The organism is Catenulispora pinistramenti (genome assembly GCF_018274385.1).
Lineage (GTDB): Bacteria > Actinomycetota > Actinomycetes > Streptomycetales > Catenulisporaceae > Catenulispora > Catenulispora pinistramenti.
Genome location: NZ_JAAFYZ010000033.1, coordinates 1 through 16,833, shown reverse-complemented (window position 1 = coordinate 16,833; position 16,833 = coordinate 1). Strand labels below are relative to the sequence as shown.

The window sequence follows — 16,833 nt, the reverse complement described above, 5'->3', positions numbered from 1 at the left end:
AATCGATCCGCACCTGTGCGCGCCTGAGCATTTCAGGCCTCGAAGTTCCGGCAGCCATCGACAAGGGGCGACAGCCCGTCTCCAAGCTCACCTGCGCTTGGCCGCCAGCAGGAGCCAAGTCGGTGGTGGCAGGTAGCTGAGATGTACCAGGCAGGTAATGGCACTCGAGCACCTTGCACTCGGCCAGCTTCCACCGAAGCGGATCTTGAGGCTGTGGCAGCTGCGGGCAAGAGCCCGAAGCAGCCGTCAACCGGCGGCTATGCCGACACTGACGTGAACCTTGCGATCTTGGTCAGCATGAGGCCGTCTCGTTGGTGGCCTGGTGACGTACCAACGACCGTCCTGTTGCTTGGTCAGCGTAGCGGTCAGTGGATGTGCGGCGACTGTGCTTCCCTGTGCGAGCGCGCTCTTGCCCTTGCAGGACCCGCCGAAGTAGACCGGTATCCACGTTGTCGAGCCAAAGCAGTCGTGCACCTGGGCAGTGGTGCCAGTCACCGAAACGACAGTGGGGCTGGGGTTCGGGGTGCCGGTGTAGTTGACACCGGTCTGGCGCAGAGCCGAGATCGTTGTGTTGACGCTTTTGGACTTCCTGGCCGGAGGCGTACTTCATCAGGTTGCCGTCGAACGTCGCCTCGTCGTACATCTGGATCTTTGCTTGGCTATAGGCCTTCTAGGCGTTGAGCACTGCCGCTGAGATCGGGTCTACGGATGTGGTCGTCGTAGACGGAGCTGGCGTAGATGACGTCGAGGCCGTGATAGAGGGCAACGTCTGATTCAAGCTGGCGTTCGGCTTCGAGCTCGAGCCGCCGCAGCCGGCCAGCCCTGCACAACTCACAGCAGCTCCGAGAAGCGCGGCGATCAGACGGTGGCTTGTCATGCCCTTCTCCCCGTGAGTGAACGAACTCGAGCAAGATCAGCAATCTGACGTGCGCAGACACCGTATCCGAAAGGAATCGATCGACGCCTGGGCGCGCCTGAGCACCTCAGGCCTCGCACAACTGGGAGTCGTCCGCAGTCACCGAACTCACCAGCCTTTGGCCGTGAGCAAAAGGTAGAGGTACGCACCCACCATCAGCGGTGGCCCGAACGCGATCTGGTCGCCGCGCTTGGCGCGGCCCGTAGCCAGCAGCGCCACAGACTCCACGGCCACCGGCACGAAGAACACCAGCAGCGCCGGCAGCACGAGTGACCAGCCGAACCAGGCCGGCATCATGACCAACAACCCAAGCAGTTTGGCGTCGCCGTGGCCGATGATGCGGTTCGGGATCAGGTGCATGGCTACGCCGACCACGACCGCGGCCGCTGTAGCCCGGCCCCACGCCGACAACTCATGATGTGCCAGCGCCGGAACCAGCAACAACCCGGCCAGCACCGGGTAGGACCCGAGCACTACGCCGACGGGCAAGCGGCGATGGCGCAGGTCCACCGCACCTAGCAGCACGCACACGGCCGCAAGGAAGATCAAGGCGGGCCACGCTACGACCTCGCGATGCCGCAGCAGCAGCGGGGCAGAGAGCGCGACCGTTAGAGGGGCCAGAACCGTCCAGCGCCGCGCGAGCGTGTCTGCGACTAGGTCCTGCCACCGCGCCGCGACCGTGGCGGAGCAGACATCAGCCACAGGAGGATTCTCAGTCGGCGGCAGGGGATCCGCTGGATCGACAGAGGTTTGAGACTTTGATGTGGCCACGTGAACCCCCGACGCCAGAGTTTCTGGCTGTTGCGGACCCCAAGACGGAGATCGATCTGACGGCTGCCGTCATCATAGCGAGGAACGAAATGGCGTCGACTACATAGCGTGATCCGTAGCATCACGCGTTGACACCGACCGTCGGCGCTTCATATCGTCAAACGGCGTCGTCTCGGACGCAAGGTGTCATAGCTCAGGGGGGATCCATGACATCGCCAGGTGACCTGCAACTCGATCTTGATGGACTCTCGACGTTCGCCGACCAAGTCGACCGCATCCGAGGGCAGTGGGACGGGTCCGCGCTGACGCTCGATCCACCTATTGGTCTCGGTGGCGAGAGCCAGCTGACGGATCTGACGACCGAGTTCAGTGAGGCCTGGACGAAAGCCGCAACCTCAATAGACTCCTTCATCTCCGTGCTGTCGTCCATGTGCCGCGATTCAGTTACGCGCTTCCGGCAAACTGATGGAGCTTTGGCAGGTCAAGCCACAGATCCCGATGGAAGACATATCGTCGGCCACCACGTGTACGGACTCTGAGGGCCGCCACATGAGCAGAGTAGCTCCAGGCGGCGGGAGTTCCGGCCGTCCGACCGAGTGGTGGCCGCTTGGGCTGGGCTCCGATCCTGTCCCCCAGGACAGCTCGGGTCTGCAAACTATGGCGTATCGCTACCACTCCTTCGCCAATGACGTCGATCAGTCATGGCGCGGAGCGGTGAGCCTGATCAATGACCCGGCGATCACCACGTGGATGGGTAGATCCGGAGAGGCCTTCCGCGAAGCGGCCGGGCCCTTCCCCGGCATGCTCGACGGTGCCGCGAAGGCATATCGGGAGGTCGGGGACGCATTCGCGACCTTCAGCGGCAAGATTGCCGATATCCAGAGTCAGATCGATCTGCTCGCCACAGCCTCGCTCTACGATGCCGAGGAGATGGAGGTGAACAGCGGGTTGTCCCAAGACGCAGTCCAGACCCTGGTGGCGATTCCCTACAGGCCCGAGCTTGAGACGCGTCTTGACGACTACGCCGGCAGCAGCACCTTGGACCATGACGCCTACAAGGCGAGCTACGACAAGATCGCGCAGAGCTGGCTGGCGATCGGAAACCGACGCGGAGACTTGGTAAGCCTGCTCAGCGATCTTCGCGACGCAAAACGCATCTGGATGGACACCATCAGGAGCGCAACCGACAGCGCACACGACATCACCGCACAACTGGGCGCCAGCGGCAAAAGCTCTGGCGACTTCAACGAACGGTTCGCGGCCTTCGGCGGCAGCGTCACCGACCTCGTCCTCGCTCCGCAAGCCGCAGTGGACCTCGATGTCGCTGAGCTCCCGCTACCGGGAGCCGACCCGAGCGAGATCGCCGCGTGGTGGACGTCGCTATCGCAGGCTGAACGTGACAAGTTGCTGAATGAGCATCCAGACGTCATCGGATCCTTGGACGGCATCCCCTGCGTGGATCGGGACAAGGCCAACCGAATCTTGCTGGCCTTCCAACTCCAGGACGCCAAGACACGGCTGGACGCGCTCAGGGCCACCGAGCCATCGAAGGACACGCAGGGCGCGCAGTGGGACACGTGGAACGACAAAGTCAAGGCGCTGCAAGACCAGTACAACGGCCTCCAGGCGATCAGCGACCGGCTGTACAACCATCCCGACATGCCGCCGGCGTTCTTGCTCGGGTCGGACGAACAAGGTCTGGGCCACGCGATCGTCGCGATCAATAACCCGGATACCGCGAACAACGTCATCACCTATGTGCCAGGTACCACCGCGCGGCTGGGCACCATCGGCAACGACATCGCGCGGTCAGACAAAATGGTCGACTCCGCGAACGACGCCAGCAACGGGACCCAGGCCACGGCATCGATCACCTGGGTGGGATACGACGCGCCGCAGAACATCGTCACCGATTCCCCGCTCGAGGGCTACGCGAAAGACGCCGAAGGCAAGCTACTCAGTTTCGAAGTCGGTCTACGCACGACGCATCTGGGCTCTCCGTCATTGAACACGATCATCGGACACAGCTACGGCACCACAGCAGTCGGGTTCACTATGCGTGACCACGGCCTACCTGTAGACCGCGTCATCTTCGTCGGCAGTCCCGGTGTCGGCGTCGACCACGCCTCCGATCTCCATATCGACCCGGCCCACGTCTGGGCCGGTGCCGCGGCCAACGACCCGGTACCGCAGCTCAATACCTACGGCGACGCAGTTCTGCTCGGGATTCCCATCGCCGGAGCCTATATTTCGTGGCTGAACGACGAGGGCAGCCACGGTGGTTGGTTCGGCCAGAACCCAGCCGCCGCCGAATTCGGCGGGAATATCTTGCCGACTGTCTCCGGAAAACCGGTCCTTGATGGCGGTTCGCACTCGCAATACTGGGACACAAACTCACCATCGCTCAAAGCGATCGGCCAGATCGCGGTCGGAGGCAATCCGCATGGCTGACCGGAAGCGCTTGGCGGTTCCCATCTCCGCCGCTGTGCTACTGCTTATGACGGGTTGCTCATCGTCTAGCACCCCTGGTCCCGCTGCGACTCAGACCATCACCCTCGACCAGGCGAAGCAGCGCGTGCAGAGCTACGTGGATCAGATTGCCGCGATCTTTCCGGTCAAGCCTCGACTCGTCGCCAACGGGGGGCTCATCAGTTCGGAGTGCGAGGACCCGAACGACGGCGGGCCGAAGGGTAGGTACGACGCCAGTCTTGATAATTTCCTACGAGACGTTCCCCCAACGGATAACCCTTCCATGTTCGCCGCTCTCCGTGCCTACGCGAACCAGAACGGCTACAAGAGCGTCGAAGACACCTCGACGATCCTCACCTACCAGAACCCTAAGGACGGGTTTCGGATAGGCCTCGAGGAGAGCGTTACCGGCGGTCAGGGATTGAGTATGGCTATCAGCGCGCCGTGCGTCTGGCCAAACGGCGCACCACCATCCAAATCGTGATCCTTCGATCACCTTCAGGTAGCTCCCGGCGGCCTCTGACGCCGGGAGCCACACCTTCCCGGAACAAAGACTCCAGCCTTTCGACCGCATCGACCGTATTGCGTCGGGAAGCGACCCCAAGTAACGAAGCGAACCAAAGTGGCTCTGCTCGGTGTCGTGGTGGTCATCGCCACGGGGCCGCCTGCGTACTTCGCCGACGTCGACAACTCCGCCAGCTCAAGTACGGACCCGACGACGCCGTCCCACACCATGCGACGCCGACGCTGGCGCCGACCGCGTCACCGGCACGACTGACCTGGGCAGCCTGCCATGACCGCCGCGTTCGTCCGCGCCGACTACCGCAATGTCGACACGCGCCTCATTGCGGCGGACCTCTCACATCCCTGCTCGGGCGAACACGTGCCGCGGTGTTGCGCGCGCTACGCCGCCCCCACCCGACCAGCACCCTCGCACAGGATGTAGCGATCAGCCCCGCGGCCGCCTCCACCCACGCCGCAACGCTGCGCGCCTGGCCTGATCAGCAGCGAACGCCAACGCCGAGCCGTCGTTCACCAGCTCACCGAACTGGGTTTGGTACTGCGCTGGCAGCACCCTTAGGCCTCCCCGACCCGCCCGATCGGCCGCGAAGGATCAAAGACCTCGGGGAACGTGTGGCGGATCTCGTCGGCAAGTTCTCCGGTCCGTCCCTGTCCGAATGTGGCTGCCGCCGCCCAGAACGCTTCCAACACCGCGCGCAGCGGATCTTCGAGGTCGAGCGCGAAGATCGTGGGCAGCGCGGCGGCCTGCTGCCGGAAGTTGTCGATCCGGCCGTCGACGGTCGTCACCTCTGTGTCCGGGACCTCGGGGTCGGACCAGAGCTGGTCCCAGGCTGCACGTTCGTCACTGAACAGCGGCGGAAGAGTTTCGCCGGCGTCAGCGGCCCTCAGTGCGTCGGCGATCCATGCGATGCCGCCGAGCCCGGCTTCGGCGATGGCCCGGCGCGCGATCCAGCGCGCGACTCGGGTTTGGTCCTCGCCGCCGACCTCGACCAGGCGTTCGGCGAGAGCGCAGTCGAGCAGGGCGGCGGCTCGGGCCGAACCTTGCAGCGATCGCACGCTCTCACTCGGCAGACGGCCGCCCCAGAAGTCCGTCTCCGCCGCCAGCCAGGAGCGCTCCTCGGCCTCGCCGGCCTTGGCTGCGGCAAGACGTTGCGCCTCGGCTTTCTCTTCGGGAGTGAGCGGTGGCGGCTGACTCGTTGCGTTCTCGTGCCAGTAGGCCGCCGCATGGCTGGTCTGTCTGACGACCCGGTCTGGGGACGGCGGGGCCGGCCAGAACTGGAGGAGATACCGGTCAACGCAGGGTTCGTCGTCCAGCTCGGCGTCCGCCTCACGCGCGGCGTCCATGCCGGTCGCGTTGTAGCGGACGCGGTAGCCGGTGTCGGGTAGATCCAGTAACCATGAGGGTTCACCGCCCCAACTGCTGAGGTAAGTGGCACCGAGCGGCCGGAACGACGCCTCGACGATCTCCTCCCACTCCCCGCCCGGCGCCGGCTCGGCGTCGTGGAGTTCGACCGTGAAAGCGACCCTGCCTGTGTGCAGGCCCGTGATCAGGAATATCGTGCCTGGCAGGGCGGCACCGCACAGCCCGTTCCGCTGGCCACCCATCGACTCCCACGCTTGTGGGTCTTCACCGCCTGCGCTCAGCACATAGATCTGGCCGTAGGCGACTGGGGCTTCGCCCTGCATGAGCGTTCGCATTGTCACATGTTCGCAGCCTGCGCCGACATCATGCGGTGACTTCGTAGAACGCTGCACGCCCCGACCAGCACGGTAGGTCGGCCTCCTGAGGCATGCAGTGAATCAGAACTCTCATTCATGCGCTGTTCGTCCCCAACTTGGGGCTGCACCGGCGGATTAGGCCATCGTCAGGACATCGGTACCTGGACCGTGCGCAAAGCCCCGTCGCCCAACTGAAGCAGAGCCCGGCCTGGCTGGATCTGAGCGCCGATGGCACCTCGCGGTACTCGAGCTCCTATCAGGTTTCCGTCGGTGGGTCCTTGTGGCGATAGCAGTGCGCCTCGCCGTGCCTTGCGCAGTTCGGTGTGCCAACCGCTGAATCCGACACCGAGCTCCTCGGCGTCGCCGGCGACGACCAGCGCACAGCTGGCCTCCGAAGCATTGGCGATGATGTCGCTGAACACACGTCCCGCGGAAGCGTCCTTCAGCACTTCACCGTCATCGACGAGCACCACGACGGGTCCGGGCGCTTCCTCCATCACCTTTTCCAGATCCTCGGCGCTCAGGTCGGATTCCTCGAGCACCGCCAGGACGCCTGGCTGGCCACGCATGTCCCTCAGCGGGGATTTCCGCGGCGCGACGAGCACGGTTGACGCGCCCTGGGCGATGAGCGAGTGCGCCATGGAGACCAGCGTGGTGCTGCGGCCGGACTTGGGCGGTCCGGCGATGGTGAAAGACGGGACACCGTCGAAGAGATCAGGGCCGGCGGCCACCAGTTCGTCCCCACCGACGCCGACCAGGGCGAAGCCTGGGCGGGCAGTCGAGCTCTCGTCCCGCAGCTCCCAGGCCTCGGCCAGGGAGATCCGGTTGGGCAGCACGTCCACCCGGAACGGGCGGCGCGAGTGCGGGATCTGCGCGTCGCGGGCCTTGGCCTGCTCGGCGATCGCAGCCAGTTCAGCGGCCTGCGCCTGACCGGACGGATCCTGCGTGAGCAAGGCGACCTGCGTCTCCAGACCCGATTCGGCCCGGAACGCACGACCGGGCGCGATCTCGTCGGGGAGCTTGCGTGGCCGCAAATTGATCAGGCTGAAGTCCTGCTTGTCCGGCAGCCGGAAGGACAATTTGTCCTCGGTCAGTGACGAGATACGTCCGCTGAGTACCTGGCGGTCACCGGTGATGACCATGTGCACGCCGACCCCCTGGCCCTCGCGCATGATCCGCTGGATCTCATCGGTCAGCGTGCCGCCGTCGATCTCGCCCAGCGAGCCCAAGAAGCCATCCCAGCGATCCAGCAACACGATGATGTGCGGCATCCGCTCCTCTGGCGACACTGACAAACGCTGCTCCACGATGCCGGAGAAGCCCTGCGCTGCAAATCGCTCCTGGCGGTTGGCGATCTCCTGGTTCAACCGGGAGATCAACCGCGTCGCCCGCTCGGACTGCTGACGCTGCACCACCGCACCGCAATGCGGCAGCGCCGTCAACGGCAGCAGCGCACCGGAACCACAGTCGATCCCGTAGATGTGCACATCAGCGGTCGATTGCGTCAACGCGATCGCACCGGCCATCGTGCGCAGCATCTGGGAGCGCCCCGACTGCGGCGCACCGGCGATGAGCATGTGCCCCAGCGAACCGAAGTCCAGCACCGCCGCCCGCCGGGCCTGCAACGACGGCAGATCGTCGATGCCCCACGGCACCGGCGCCAGGTCGTGACCACCGTGCCGACGCACCGGCGGCACGTCGGAGAGCAACACCACGTCCTGCAACGCCGGCAGCCACGGCGAGTGCTGCGGCGGGATCTGCATCGCCGTGTTCGCCTCGCGGATCGCGTCGACCAGCACCTTCAAGTCCGTGATCTCCGCGTCGTCCTCGGCCTTGGGAGGCTCCGGCTCGCGCGGAGGCTGGACAGCAAGTGCAGACCACGACAGATGGGTTCCCCAAGGAGCAGGCACGTTTGTGACGGCCGCGCCGGGGCGGCGACCGCCGACGCGGCCGGCCTGGAACGGCACCAGCGAGTTGGCACCCAGCCGCACATAGGCACGACCGGGCGTCGACTTCGAAATGAACCCGGCCGACGGGTCATCGATGACGTCCGTCGACTCGTTCCCGTCGGTCACCCGCAGCGCGATCCGAAGGTTGGTGTTGGCCCGGATCTCCGGCGACACCACACCCGAGGGCCGCTGCGTGGCCAGCAGCAAGTGAATACCCAGAGACCGACCACGCTGAGCGATGTTCACCAGACCCGTGACGAAGTCCGGCAACTCCCGCACCATCGACGCGAACTCGTCGATCACGATCAGCAGCCGCGGCATCGGGTCCAGCTGCTGACGCCCCTCGGTCGACGCAGCCTTCTTCCGGATGTCGCCGTAAGCCTCAATATCCTTAGCATCAGCCTCGGCCAGGATGTGCTCCCGGCGCTTCAGCTCCGCGCCCAACGACTCCAGCGCCCGCTCCACCAGGTGGTTGTCCAGGTCGGTGACCATACCCACGGTGTGCGGCAACTGCACACAGTCCTTGAACGCCGAACCGCCCTTGTAGTCCACCAACACGAACGTCATCGCCGTCGGCTTGTTCGCCACCGCCAACGCCGCCACGATCGACTGCAACAACTCAGACTTACCGGCACCAGTGGTACCGGCGATCAGACCGTGCGGACCATCGCGACGAATGTCGATCCCGAACGGGCCGTCGAACGACTCACCCAACATCGCCATCGTCGTCTCGCCGCCCATGCTCCAGCGCGCAGCAATCGCTTGGCTGGTCGGCGGCTCCAGACCCAACACATCGAGCAGGCGGCTCGATGTCGGAATCCCGGTCTCGTCCTTGGATTCGGCTACCACCCGAACAGCTGACAGACCACGCGCCAAACGCTGACACCACACCGGCGAGACTGCATCCGGCCGGACTCCTCGCAGAACTTCCTCGCCGACCTGCTGGACCCGCAGACCATCCGGGCCCGCGACGGCAACTGCCTGGCACTCGCCAGGCAAGAACCGTTGCTCGGCATCAAGACAGATAGCGTAAACGCCGACCGCAGGCCCTTGCGCCAGAATCTGGACCATGCCCGGCATGGCACGCAGCCGCCGCGCGCCGTCGAGGACCACGATGATGTCAGGTTCCTCGAACCGTGCCTCCCGATGCTGGTCCGTGGCTACCGCCTTCGTCCGGGCGGTGACTACGGCGTTGAGCTCCGCGATGCGCTGCGCAACGGTCGTGGCGTCGAGACCGATCAAAGCGCTGGCTTGTGTACCTTCTCCGGCACTAACGTGCGGCAGCCAGCGCAGCCAATCCCAAACCGGCTGGGCTTCACGATCGGTCAGCAGATATATCTGGACGTCCGTAGGGCTGGTCAAGGTCGCGGTCTGGGCGAGCTGCCACCGCGCGATCGCCCGAGGGGTGTCCCCAGTCCCGGCAAGCCCGATCACACCGCGCTCACGCAGCGAGATTGTCACGGGCGCGTCGGGCAGGGTCCACGCCACCTGGCGCCGGTGCTCGTCCTGCTCGGGGTCATCGAGAACGACTTCGCTGGGCTGATCCAGGGTGCCGACCCGCAGCAGTAGGTGGTCCTCGTCCTCGCGGCGCCGCTCCCACAGCCGCATCCGCGGGCCGGTGGCGATGTCCAGAATCATCGCCGCGTCGGGGCAGGCATGCAGCCGGGCCCGCCGCTCGGCGGTCAGAGCGGTTCGGGCTTCCTGCTCGATCCGGGCCTTCTTCTCCTCATACTCGGCGGCTTGCTGGGCGAATGTCTTCTTGCCGGACTTCTTGTCCTGCCAGAAGTTGCCGAGCATCATCACCGGCGACATCGCGGCCATCATCAGGTACTCGGGCCGCTTCATCATGACCGCCATCGCCACCGACATCAGCAGCGGCGCGACCAGCATCACGATCGGGAACGGGCGCTTGTGCTCCTCGCTGACCGGCGCCGGCAGCCGGAACCGGGTCTGCCGCTCCGGCGGCAGGATCCGCGGCGGCCGGTTGAACTCAAGTGCGGTGCCGTCCTCCGCCACGATCAACGCCGCGTCCGGCGGCATGTACGGCCCCAGTTCGAGCAGCGTCGACCCGATAGCGATCTGCGACTCCACAGGCCACACGGCCTGTGTCTCCAGCGGCATCTGGTCCAACGTGGCGGCGGTCCCCTCGAACGGGGCGACGCGTACCACGCCGCTTACGTCGAGGCTGATCCGAAGCGCGGAGTCCGGCACCGCAGGGTCGTCCAGGCGAATCTGCATCCCGGGTGCCCGGCCCACGTCGACGCTGCCAGGAGCTAGGCGGTGAACCGGACCAGCCGCCGGCCCGCCGACAATTCGTACCTCGAACGCCCCGCTCGGCTCGGACGGCAGGCCCCCGGACGGATCGTGCAACGAGACCACCGCCCCTTCCAGGAGCGGTGAAGAAGCGAGGGTGTGGTGCGGACCGACCAACTCCCCGCCGACGAACAAGGCCGGCGCATTCGGTCCGGGACTACCGACCAGTCTCGCCAGCAGCGCAGCGATCTTCGCTATAGGAGTCTGGTCGTCGGCAGACAGTACGATATCCGCCTTCGCTGCCTGGAGCGGATCGACGATCGTCAAGGTCATGCGCATATGGCGCCACCAGGTAGTTCACTCACTGCGCCGAAACCCCACAGTGTCATCCACCATGCTTGCGTACGCTTGTGACTTCGGCACCGTATGCACATGCCGCATAGGCCGCGTCGGATCGGTATCCGACGAAATCACGGAGCTGCGCGCACACGCAATTGAACCTGGCTCCACCGACTCTTCCCCCTCGTCGGATGCGGCGAGCTCAGACCGCAGATCACGGCCCATCGTGCGTCGATTATCGACTTCGCCAGCTGCGTGAGTCAAAGCTCTGATCAACAGTGGAACTTCCCTGATTACATCAGCTTCAACTCTAGCGGGCCTGATTTGTCAAGCTCCTGTTACCCGTGCGCGTCGATGTCGACTCGGTAGTGGCCTTTCATGCAGGACCAGAGCACTTCGATACCGTCGATCGGTGTCACGCTCGCGAAGCCGTCGCGTTCGTCCAAGCCGGTCATCAGCTGCGTGGAGATCAGTGTCCTGGTGGCCGCGCCTCAACCGACCGCCATCGCCTGGCCACGGCGGCGCGCCACCGGCGTTCTGAACCACCGTGGACGGTCTGAGCTCAAGTCGGCGATCTGATCTGCCGAATGTCTCAGAACCCGGTTGCCGACGCAGCGACGGCTGCGGCTGTGCCTCCTAAATAAGATGAAGGGCCTGTCCGCCGCCATCAAGTACGCCATCGAACTCGGTCGCCTGGGGGTCAACCCCTTGGACTGGATCGCCAAGTCCGCGCCGCGCAAAAGCCACCACGACCGACCGCCGCGTCGTCGTCAGCCCGGTCCAGGCCCGCGAGCTCATCGCCGCAGTAAAAAACCAAGGCCGCGGCCGCACTGGAGCACATCTGTCCGCGTTCTTCGCAATCCTCTACTACGCGGGGCTCCGCCCAAGTGAGGCCCTCGCAGCCTGCCCGGGCCTTGTAAAGATCCTACGGGCCCACCTGGCCGAGTATGGAACCCCCGAAGACGGACGGCTGTTCACCCGCGAAGATGGCGAGAAAATCCGACCGGCCACCTACGCCAAAATCTGGGCCGGCGCCCGCCTCGACGTGCCGACCAAGGTCCAGTACGACTCCCCGCTCGGCAAACGCCCCTATGACCTGCGGCACACATGCGTGTCCACCCGGCTCAACGCCGGTGTCCCGGCACCGCAGGTCGCCGAATGGGCCGGGCACAGCGTCGAGATGCTGCTGTCCACCTACGCCAAATGCGTCGACGGCCAGGAGGACGTCGCCCGCAAGCGCATCGAGCGTGCTCTCGACTGGAACGACGACGAGGACGCGTAGAGCCCAAACCCTATCCGCGTATTTGCCGCGATCTTCGATCAACCATGATCAAAGTCGCGTCCGCGCGCGACAGAGTACTCAAACAAGGGCAACGCTAGAAATGGCGCCGACCTGCCAGACGACGCCCTGACCAGCAAAAAGGCGCCCCAAAGTGGGGATACAGAACACTCGTTCGTAGGGCGCGTGGGACTCGAACCCACAACCCACGGGTTAAAAGCCCGCTACTCTGCCAATTGAGCTAGCGCCCCACACACGCCCCTGGCGTGTGTCGCGTACCAGGGTAGCGGGTCGGTCGTCGTTAACAGAACCGGTTACTGCTTCGCCCGCGACTCGCATGCCGACCGAATGGGCGGGTGGGGCCGCTAATCATTTTGGCCCCGGGGCTGATCGTGCTCTATGCTTCAACTCGTCCCCGACGGACGGATGGACGTTGAGGGCAGACCAGCCCCCATCGTCTAGAGGCCTAGGACGCCGCCCTTTCAAGGCGGTAACACGGGTTCGAATCCCGTTGGGGGTACGCGGTACCAGTTGGGCCGAAAGTGGTTAGGAACTGCGGCGGTAATCCGATATGCTCTACCGAGCGGTCGGGGAACCGGCCGAGCTGGGAACGTAAGGCAGTACAAGTACATACAAGGTCCCGTGGAGCAGCTAGGAGTGCTCGTCACCCTGTCAAGGTGAAGGTCGCGGGTTCAAATCCCGTCGGGACCGCATACGAAGAGCCGCCGCGAGGCGGCTCTTCTGCTTTTCCGCCCCGGACTCCTGGTCTGCTCGGTCTGCTCGGCCCGGTTGCCGCCCGAGCAGCCGCTCAGGGCTGGCCGTGGGCGCGATGGAACGCGATGATCGGCTCAGGCGTTCTCCGTTCGAACAGCCGGCGCGAGGATATGCGGGGAGACATGCGCTTCATTCTGAACATCATCTGGCTGGTGCTGTGCGGCTTCTGGATGGCCATCGGCTACGTGCTGGCCGGGATCATCTGCTGCGTCCTGATCATCACCATCCCCTGGGGCCTGGCCTCGTTCCGGATCGCCAACTACGCGCTGTGGCCGTTCGGGCGGACCATCGTCGACAAGCCCGGGGCCGGGGCCATGTCGTTCCTCGGGAACGTCGTCTGGTTCGTGGTCGCCGGGATCTGGCTGGCCATCGGGCACGCGATCACCGGCGTCCTGCTGTGCCTGACGGTCATCGGCATCCCGCTGGGCGTCGCCAACTTCAAGCTGATCCCGGTCTCGCTGGCCCCGCTGGGCAAGGAGATCGTCACCACCCGCCAGGCGGACCACCGGTACGGATACCGCTGAGCGGCCCTCCGGCACTGCCCGGTACCGCGGAAGCGGGCTTCGCAAACCCGGTGGGAGGTATACCCCGCCATCCGGTATGCTGTTCCAGGTGTCCGGGCGACCGGACGCTTTCGCGGTGGGGCCAGGTAGCTCAGTTGGTACGAGCGTCCGCCTGAAAAGCGGAAGGTCGCCGGTTCGACCCCGGCCCTGGCCACCTCGAAGAACGCGTGCAGAACCCCGTCGGGTGACCGGCGGGGTTCTTTCGTTTCCAGTCTCACCCGGAGAGGAAAGTGAGTAGCGTTGGCGGGCGACACTCAGCCTGACAGGGGGAGCGCGATGCGGCGTGCGATGGTCGTCACGGTGTCCAACCGCGCGGCTCAGGGGGTGTACGCCGACACCACGGGCCCGATCATCGTGGAGCGGCTGGCCGAGCACGGCTTCGCGGCCGCGGGGCCTGAGGTGGTGCCCGACGGGGCGCCGGTGGAGGTCGTGCTGCGGCGGATGCTCTCGCTGGGCTACGACGTGATCGTCACCACCGGGGGCACCGGGATCTCGCCGACGGATCAGACCCCGGACATGACGCGGCGGGTGCTCGACTACGAGGTGCCCGGGATCTCGGAGGCGATCCGCGCCGAGGGGCTGGCGAAGGTGCCGACCGCGGCGCTGTCCCGGGCCACGGCCGGCGTCGCCGGGAACACCCTCATCGTCAACCTGCCGGGCTCCCCGGGCGGGGTGAAGGACGGCATGGCGGTCCTGGGGCGGGTGCTCGCGCACGCGCTCGACCAGTTGCACGGGGGCGACCACTGAACCGGCCCGCCGGGTGGGGCGCCGCGTGGCCGGCGGTCCTGGGCGACGGAGCAGTACGGCTGCGCCCGCTGGCGTTGTCCGACGCCCCGGCCTGGCGGGAGCTGAAGGAGCGCAACCGGTCCTGGCTGTCGCGTTGGGAGGCCACCGTGCCGCCCGGTGACACCAGCGGGCGGATCACCTTCCGGCAGATGGTGCGGCGGCTGCGCACCGAGGCGCTGGCCGGCCGGATGCTGCCGTTCGCCATCGACTACGCCGAGCCCTCCGACCCCGCCGACGTGCTCGACGGCCTGCCGGACACCGAACACGAGCACGGCGGCCGCCGGGGTCGCCGGCCGGCCAAGCCGGTCGCCCACCGGCTCGTCGGCCAGCTCACGGTCACCAGCATCACCTGGGGCTCGTTGCGCTCGGCGAACATCGGCTACTGGGTCGACGAGACCGTCGCCGGCCGCGGCATCACCCCGACCGCCGTCGCCCTGGCCGTCGACCACTGCTTCCGCGCCGCCGGACTGCACCGCATCGAGGTGTGCATCCGGCCGGAGAACGCGGCCAGTCTGCGTGTGGTCCACAAGCTCGGCTTCCGCCCCGAGGGGCTGCGCCGGGCGTATCTGCACATCGACGGCGACTGGCGGGACCACGAGGCGTTCGCGCTGACCTCCCAGGAGGTGCCGGACGGACTGCTGGCCCGCTGGCGCGTCACTCTTTCGAGCAGCGGCACTACTCCAGCCGGGTGACAAATGGTGTGGACCGTGCTTGATGGGGGAACAGCGGACACCCTAGACTGATCAACTGGCCCCATCTGTCACAACAGTCTCGTCACAACCTCAACGACACGCCGACAGAATGCGCCTTGATGATCGTCGGCCCCTCTACTGTGCTGTGTTGTGAGCAGCAGCGGCCTCATCTACGCGGGAATCGTCGGCGCCTGGGCCGTGTACCTCGTCCCAGTGTGGCTGCGCAGGGAAGAGCAACTGAACGAGGCGCGCGAGAAGGCGCGCTACGCGGCCGCCATCCGCACCCTCGGGCGCAGCGAACGCTTCGAGAAGAAGGTGCTCGCCGACGAGGCCTTGGCGGCCACCGGCACCGACGGCGCCCTCTCCCCGCGCCCCGGGGACAGGCGTCCCGCGGAGAAGAAGCAGCCACTGCGCAAGACGGCCGTCCTCCCGACACCGGTGGAGAACCTCAAGCCGAAGCCGGCCGCGGCCCCGATGCCCAAGCCGCCGGCGAAGCCGACCCCGGCCGCCGCCCAGTCCCGCAAGGCCGTCACCGCACAACTGCCGCCCCACCAGCAGTCGATCACCAAGCCCACGCGCGCCACGACGGCAGCCCGCCGCCGCGGAGTGCTGCTGATGCGCCGCCGCCGCGTGGTCGCCGCCCTGTTCGCCCTGGCGACCCTGGGCGCCATCGTGAGCACTGTCCTTGGCCTGGCCTACATCGGGGCGATGCTCGCCCCCGCGGCCCTGTTCTCGGGCTACGTCGTCTACATCCGCCGCGACGAGAAGCAGCGCGCCCGCGAACGCTACCGCCGCCGCCAAGCCGCCCTGGCCGCCGACCGCCGCCGCGACCGCCAGCAGCGCCAGGCCGACCAGCGCACCTCAGCACCGGCCCCAGGCTCCGCCGATCCTCTGGTCCGCGATCCGGAGTCCACGGTGTGGCGCCCCGCCCAGTCCCCGCACGAGTACCGCAGGGCCGCCAACGGCTAACGCCGGAAAACGAGTTTCGGAACGGGTCGGGCCATGTGATAGATTTCTGACTCGTTGGAGGGCCTGTGGCGCAGTCTGGTAGCGCACCTCGTTCGCATCGAGGGGGTCAGGAGTTCAAATCTCCTCAGGTCCACAGAAAGAAGTCCCGGTCGATTGTCGACCGGGACTTTTTTGTTGGTGCGTGGCGCCAGCTGGGGCACCACAGAAGGCTGCGAAGCGAGGCAGTGAGGCCGCCAGAGCTAACCGGGAGTCGCGGCCCCGCTGGCGACCCGTGAGAGACCTCCAGCGGCGGAACTGAGCGCTAGCGCGCCGGGCATGACGGCCGAGCGGGGTCCTGCAGGGGTCGCCGGCGATCGCAGTGAAGGGCCGGGCCCAGCATCGCTACTGAGTGGGGCCTCGAGCCCAGGCGCCTGATGCTCGAACCCGCCCGCGGCCGAAACCAGGGCGCATGGCGCTGAATGAATGTGGCCGACATAGTTCCGGGAAACGCAGTAGGCCCCCGACAGAAACCTGTCGGGGGCCTACTGGCAAATTTAGTCCGGCCGCGTCCTACTCTCCCACCAGGTCCCCCTGGCAGTACCATCGGCGCTGGCGGGCTTAGCTTCCGGGTTCGGAATGGGACCGGGCGTTTCCCCACCGCTATGGCGGCCGTAACACTACGAGACAACCAGCCAGAAACCGCGTGACGGTCCCTGAAGCCAGTAGGGGTCTCAGATCTAAACAGTGGATGCGAGCAGCAAGAATCTTGCTTAAAAGAATCAGCTTTGTGGTCAAGCCCTCGGCCTATTAGTACCGGTCCGCTACACCCCTCACGGAGCTTCCACGCCCGGCC

12 protein-coding genes, 5 tRNA genes and 1 rRNA gene are annotated in these 16,833 nt (G+C 66.1%); 13 read left to right on the top strand and 5 right to left on the bottom strand.

The genetic code is table 11. The features are described from left to right. Positions 1-1,024 precede the first annotated feature (1,024 nt). Positions 1,025-1,618 (bottom strand): prepilin peptidase, encoded by a 594-nt coding sequence (locus tag KGQ19_RS49515; protein WP_212009290.1) that lies wholly within the window; start codon positions 1,616-1,618, stop codon positions 1,025-1,027. 275 nt (positions 1,619-1,893) lie between these two features. Between KGQ19_RS49515 and KGQ19_RS12615 the strand changes: the two genes are divergently transcribed. The 3 genes from KGQ19_RS12615 to KGQ19_RS12605 all read left to right on the top strand — a co-directional run bounded on the left by KGQ19_RS12615 (position 1,894) and on the right by KGQ19_RS12605 (position 4,640). Beyond that, positions 1,894-2,226, top strand: a complete 333-nt coding sequence (locus KGQ19_RS12615; protein ID WP_212009289.1) for a hypothetical protein — start codon at positions 1,894-1,896, stop codon at positions 2,224-2,226. Between the two features lie 118 nt (positions 2,227-2,344). Beyond that, positions 2,345-4,138, top strand: coding sequence for an alpha/beta hydrolase (locus KGQ19_RS12610; protein ID WP_212009288.1), 1,794 nt, complete (start codon positions 2,345-2,347; stop codon positions 4,136-4,138). A gap of 124 nt (positions 4,139-4,262) precedes the next feature. Further along, a complete protein-coding gene (locus tag KGQ19_RS12605; protein WP_212009287.1) occupies positions 4,263-4,640 on the top strand; it encodes a hypothetical protein in 378 nt (125 codons plus the stop codon). A 593-nt stretch (positions 4,641-5,233) separates the two neighbouring features. Here KGQ19_RS12605 and KGQ19_RS12600 read toward each other — a convergent pair. Together KGQ19_RS12600 and KGQ19_RS12595 are read right to left on the bottom strand one after the other, a co-directional pair. Continuing rightward, positions 5,234-6,364, bottom strand: a complete 1,131-nt coding sequence (locus KGQ19_RS12600; protein ID WP_212009286.1) for a hypothetical protein — start codon at positions 6,362-6,364, stop codon at positions 5,234-5,236. A gap of 179 nt (positions 6,365-6,543) precedes the next feature. After that, positions 6,544-10,236: an FtsK/SpoIIIE domain-containing protein gene (locus KGQ19_RS12595; RefSeq protein ID WP_230418558.1), complete on the bottom strand. Its 3,693-nt coding sequence runs from the start codon at positions 10,234-10,236 to the stop codon at positions 6,544-6,546. On the opposite strand from KGQ19_RS12595, the gene KGQ19_RS49510 reads away from it, so the two are divergent. Then, on the top strand, positions 10,193-10,630 hold the full coding sequence (locus KGQ19_RS49510) for a hypothetical protein (protein ID WP_230418557.1): 438 nt from the start codon (positions 10,193-10,195) through the stop codon (positions 10,628-10,630). The genes KGQ19_RS12595 and KGQ19_RS49510 overlap by 44 nt on opposite strands. 1,353 nt (positions 10,631-11,983) lie before the next feature. Next, complete coding sequence (locus KGQ19_RS12590; protein WP_212009284.1) at positions 11,984-12,220, top strand: site-specific integrase; 237 nt, start codon at positions 11,984-11,986, stop codon at positions 12,218-12,220. Between the two features lie 175 nt (positions 12,221-12,395). Here KGQ19_RS12590 and KGQ19_RS12585 read toward each other — a convergent pair. Next, a tRNA-Lys gene (locus tag KGQ19_RS12585) sits at positions 12,396-12,468 on the bottom strand. Positions 12,469-12,664: 196 nt separating this feature from the next. Here KGQ19_RS12585 and KGQ19_RS12580 point away from each other — a divergent pair. The 8 genes from KGQ19_RS12580 (at position 12,665) to KGQ19_RS12545 (ending at position 16,134) form a co-directional block, all read left to right on the top strand. Further along, positions 12,665-12,737 (top strand) — tRNA-Glu (locus tag KGQ19_RS12580). A 116-nt stretch (positions 12,738-12,853) separates the two neighbouring features. Continuing rightward, a tRNA-Asp gene (locus tag KGQ19_RS12575) sits at positions 12,854-12,928 on the top strand. 185 nt (positions 12,929-13,113) lie between these two features. Next, entirely contained in the window at positions 13,114-13,515 is a 402-nt protein-coding gene (locus tag KGQ19_RS12570; protein WP_212009283.1) for a YccF domain-containing protein, read from the top strand. Positions 13,516-13,634: 119 nt separating this feature from the next. Further along, positions 13,635-13,708, top strand: a tRNA-Phe gene (locus KGQ19_RS12565). Positions 13,709-13,830: 122 nt separating this feature from the next. After that, entirely contained in the window at positions 13,831-14,301 is a 471-nt protein-coding gene (locus tag KGQ19_RS12560) for a MogA/MoaB family molybdenum cofactor biosynthesis protein (RefSeq protein ID WP_212009282.1), read from the top strand. Positions 14,302-14,369: 68 nt separating this feature from the next. After that, a complete protein-coding gene (locus tag KGQ19_RS12555; RefSeq protein ID WP_212009319.1) occupies positions 14,370-15,032 on the top strand; it encodes a GNAT family N-acetyltransferase in 663 nt (220 codons plus the stop codon). 150 nt (positions 15,033-15,182) lie between these two features. Beyond that, a complete protein-coding gene (locus tag KGQ19_RS12550; RefSeq protein ID WP_212009281.1) occupies positions 15,183-16,001 on the top strand; it encodes a SepX/GlpR family protein in 819 nt (272 codons plus the stop codon). 59 nt (positions 16,002-16,060) lie between these two features. Further along, positions 16,061-16,134, top strand: a tRNA-Ala gene (locus KGQ19_RS12545). Between the two features lie 403 nt (positions 16,135-16,537). On the opposite strand, the gene rrf is transcribed toward KGQ19_RS12545, so the two are convergent. After that, positions 16,538-16,654 (bottom strand): 5S ribosomal RNA (rrf, locus tag KGQ19_RS12540). Between the last annotated feature and the right edge of the window lie 179 nt (positions 16,655-16,833).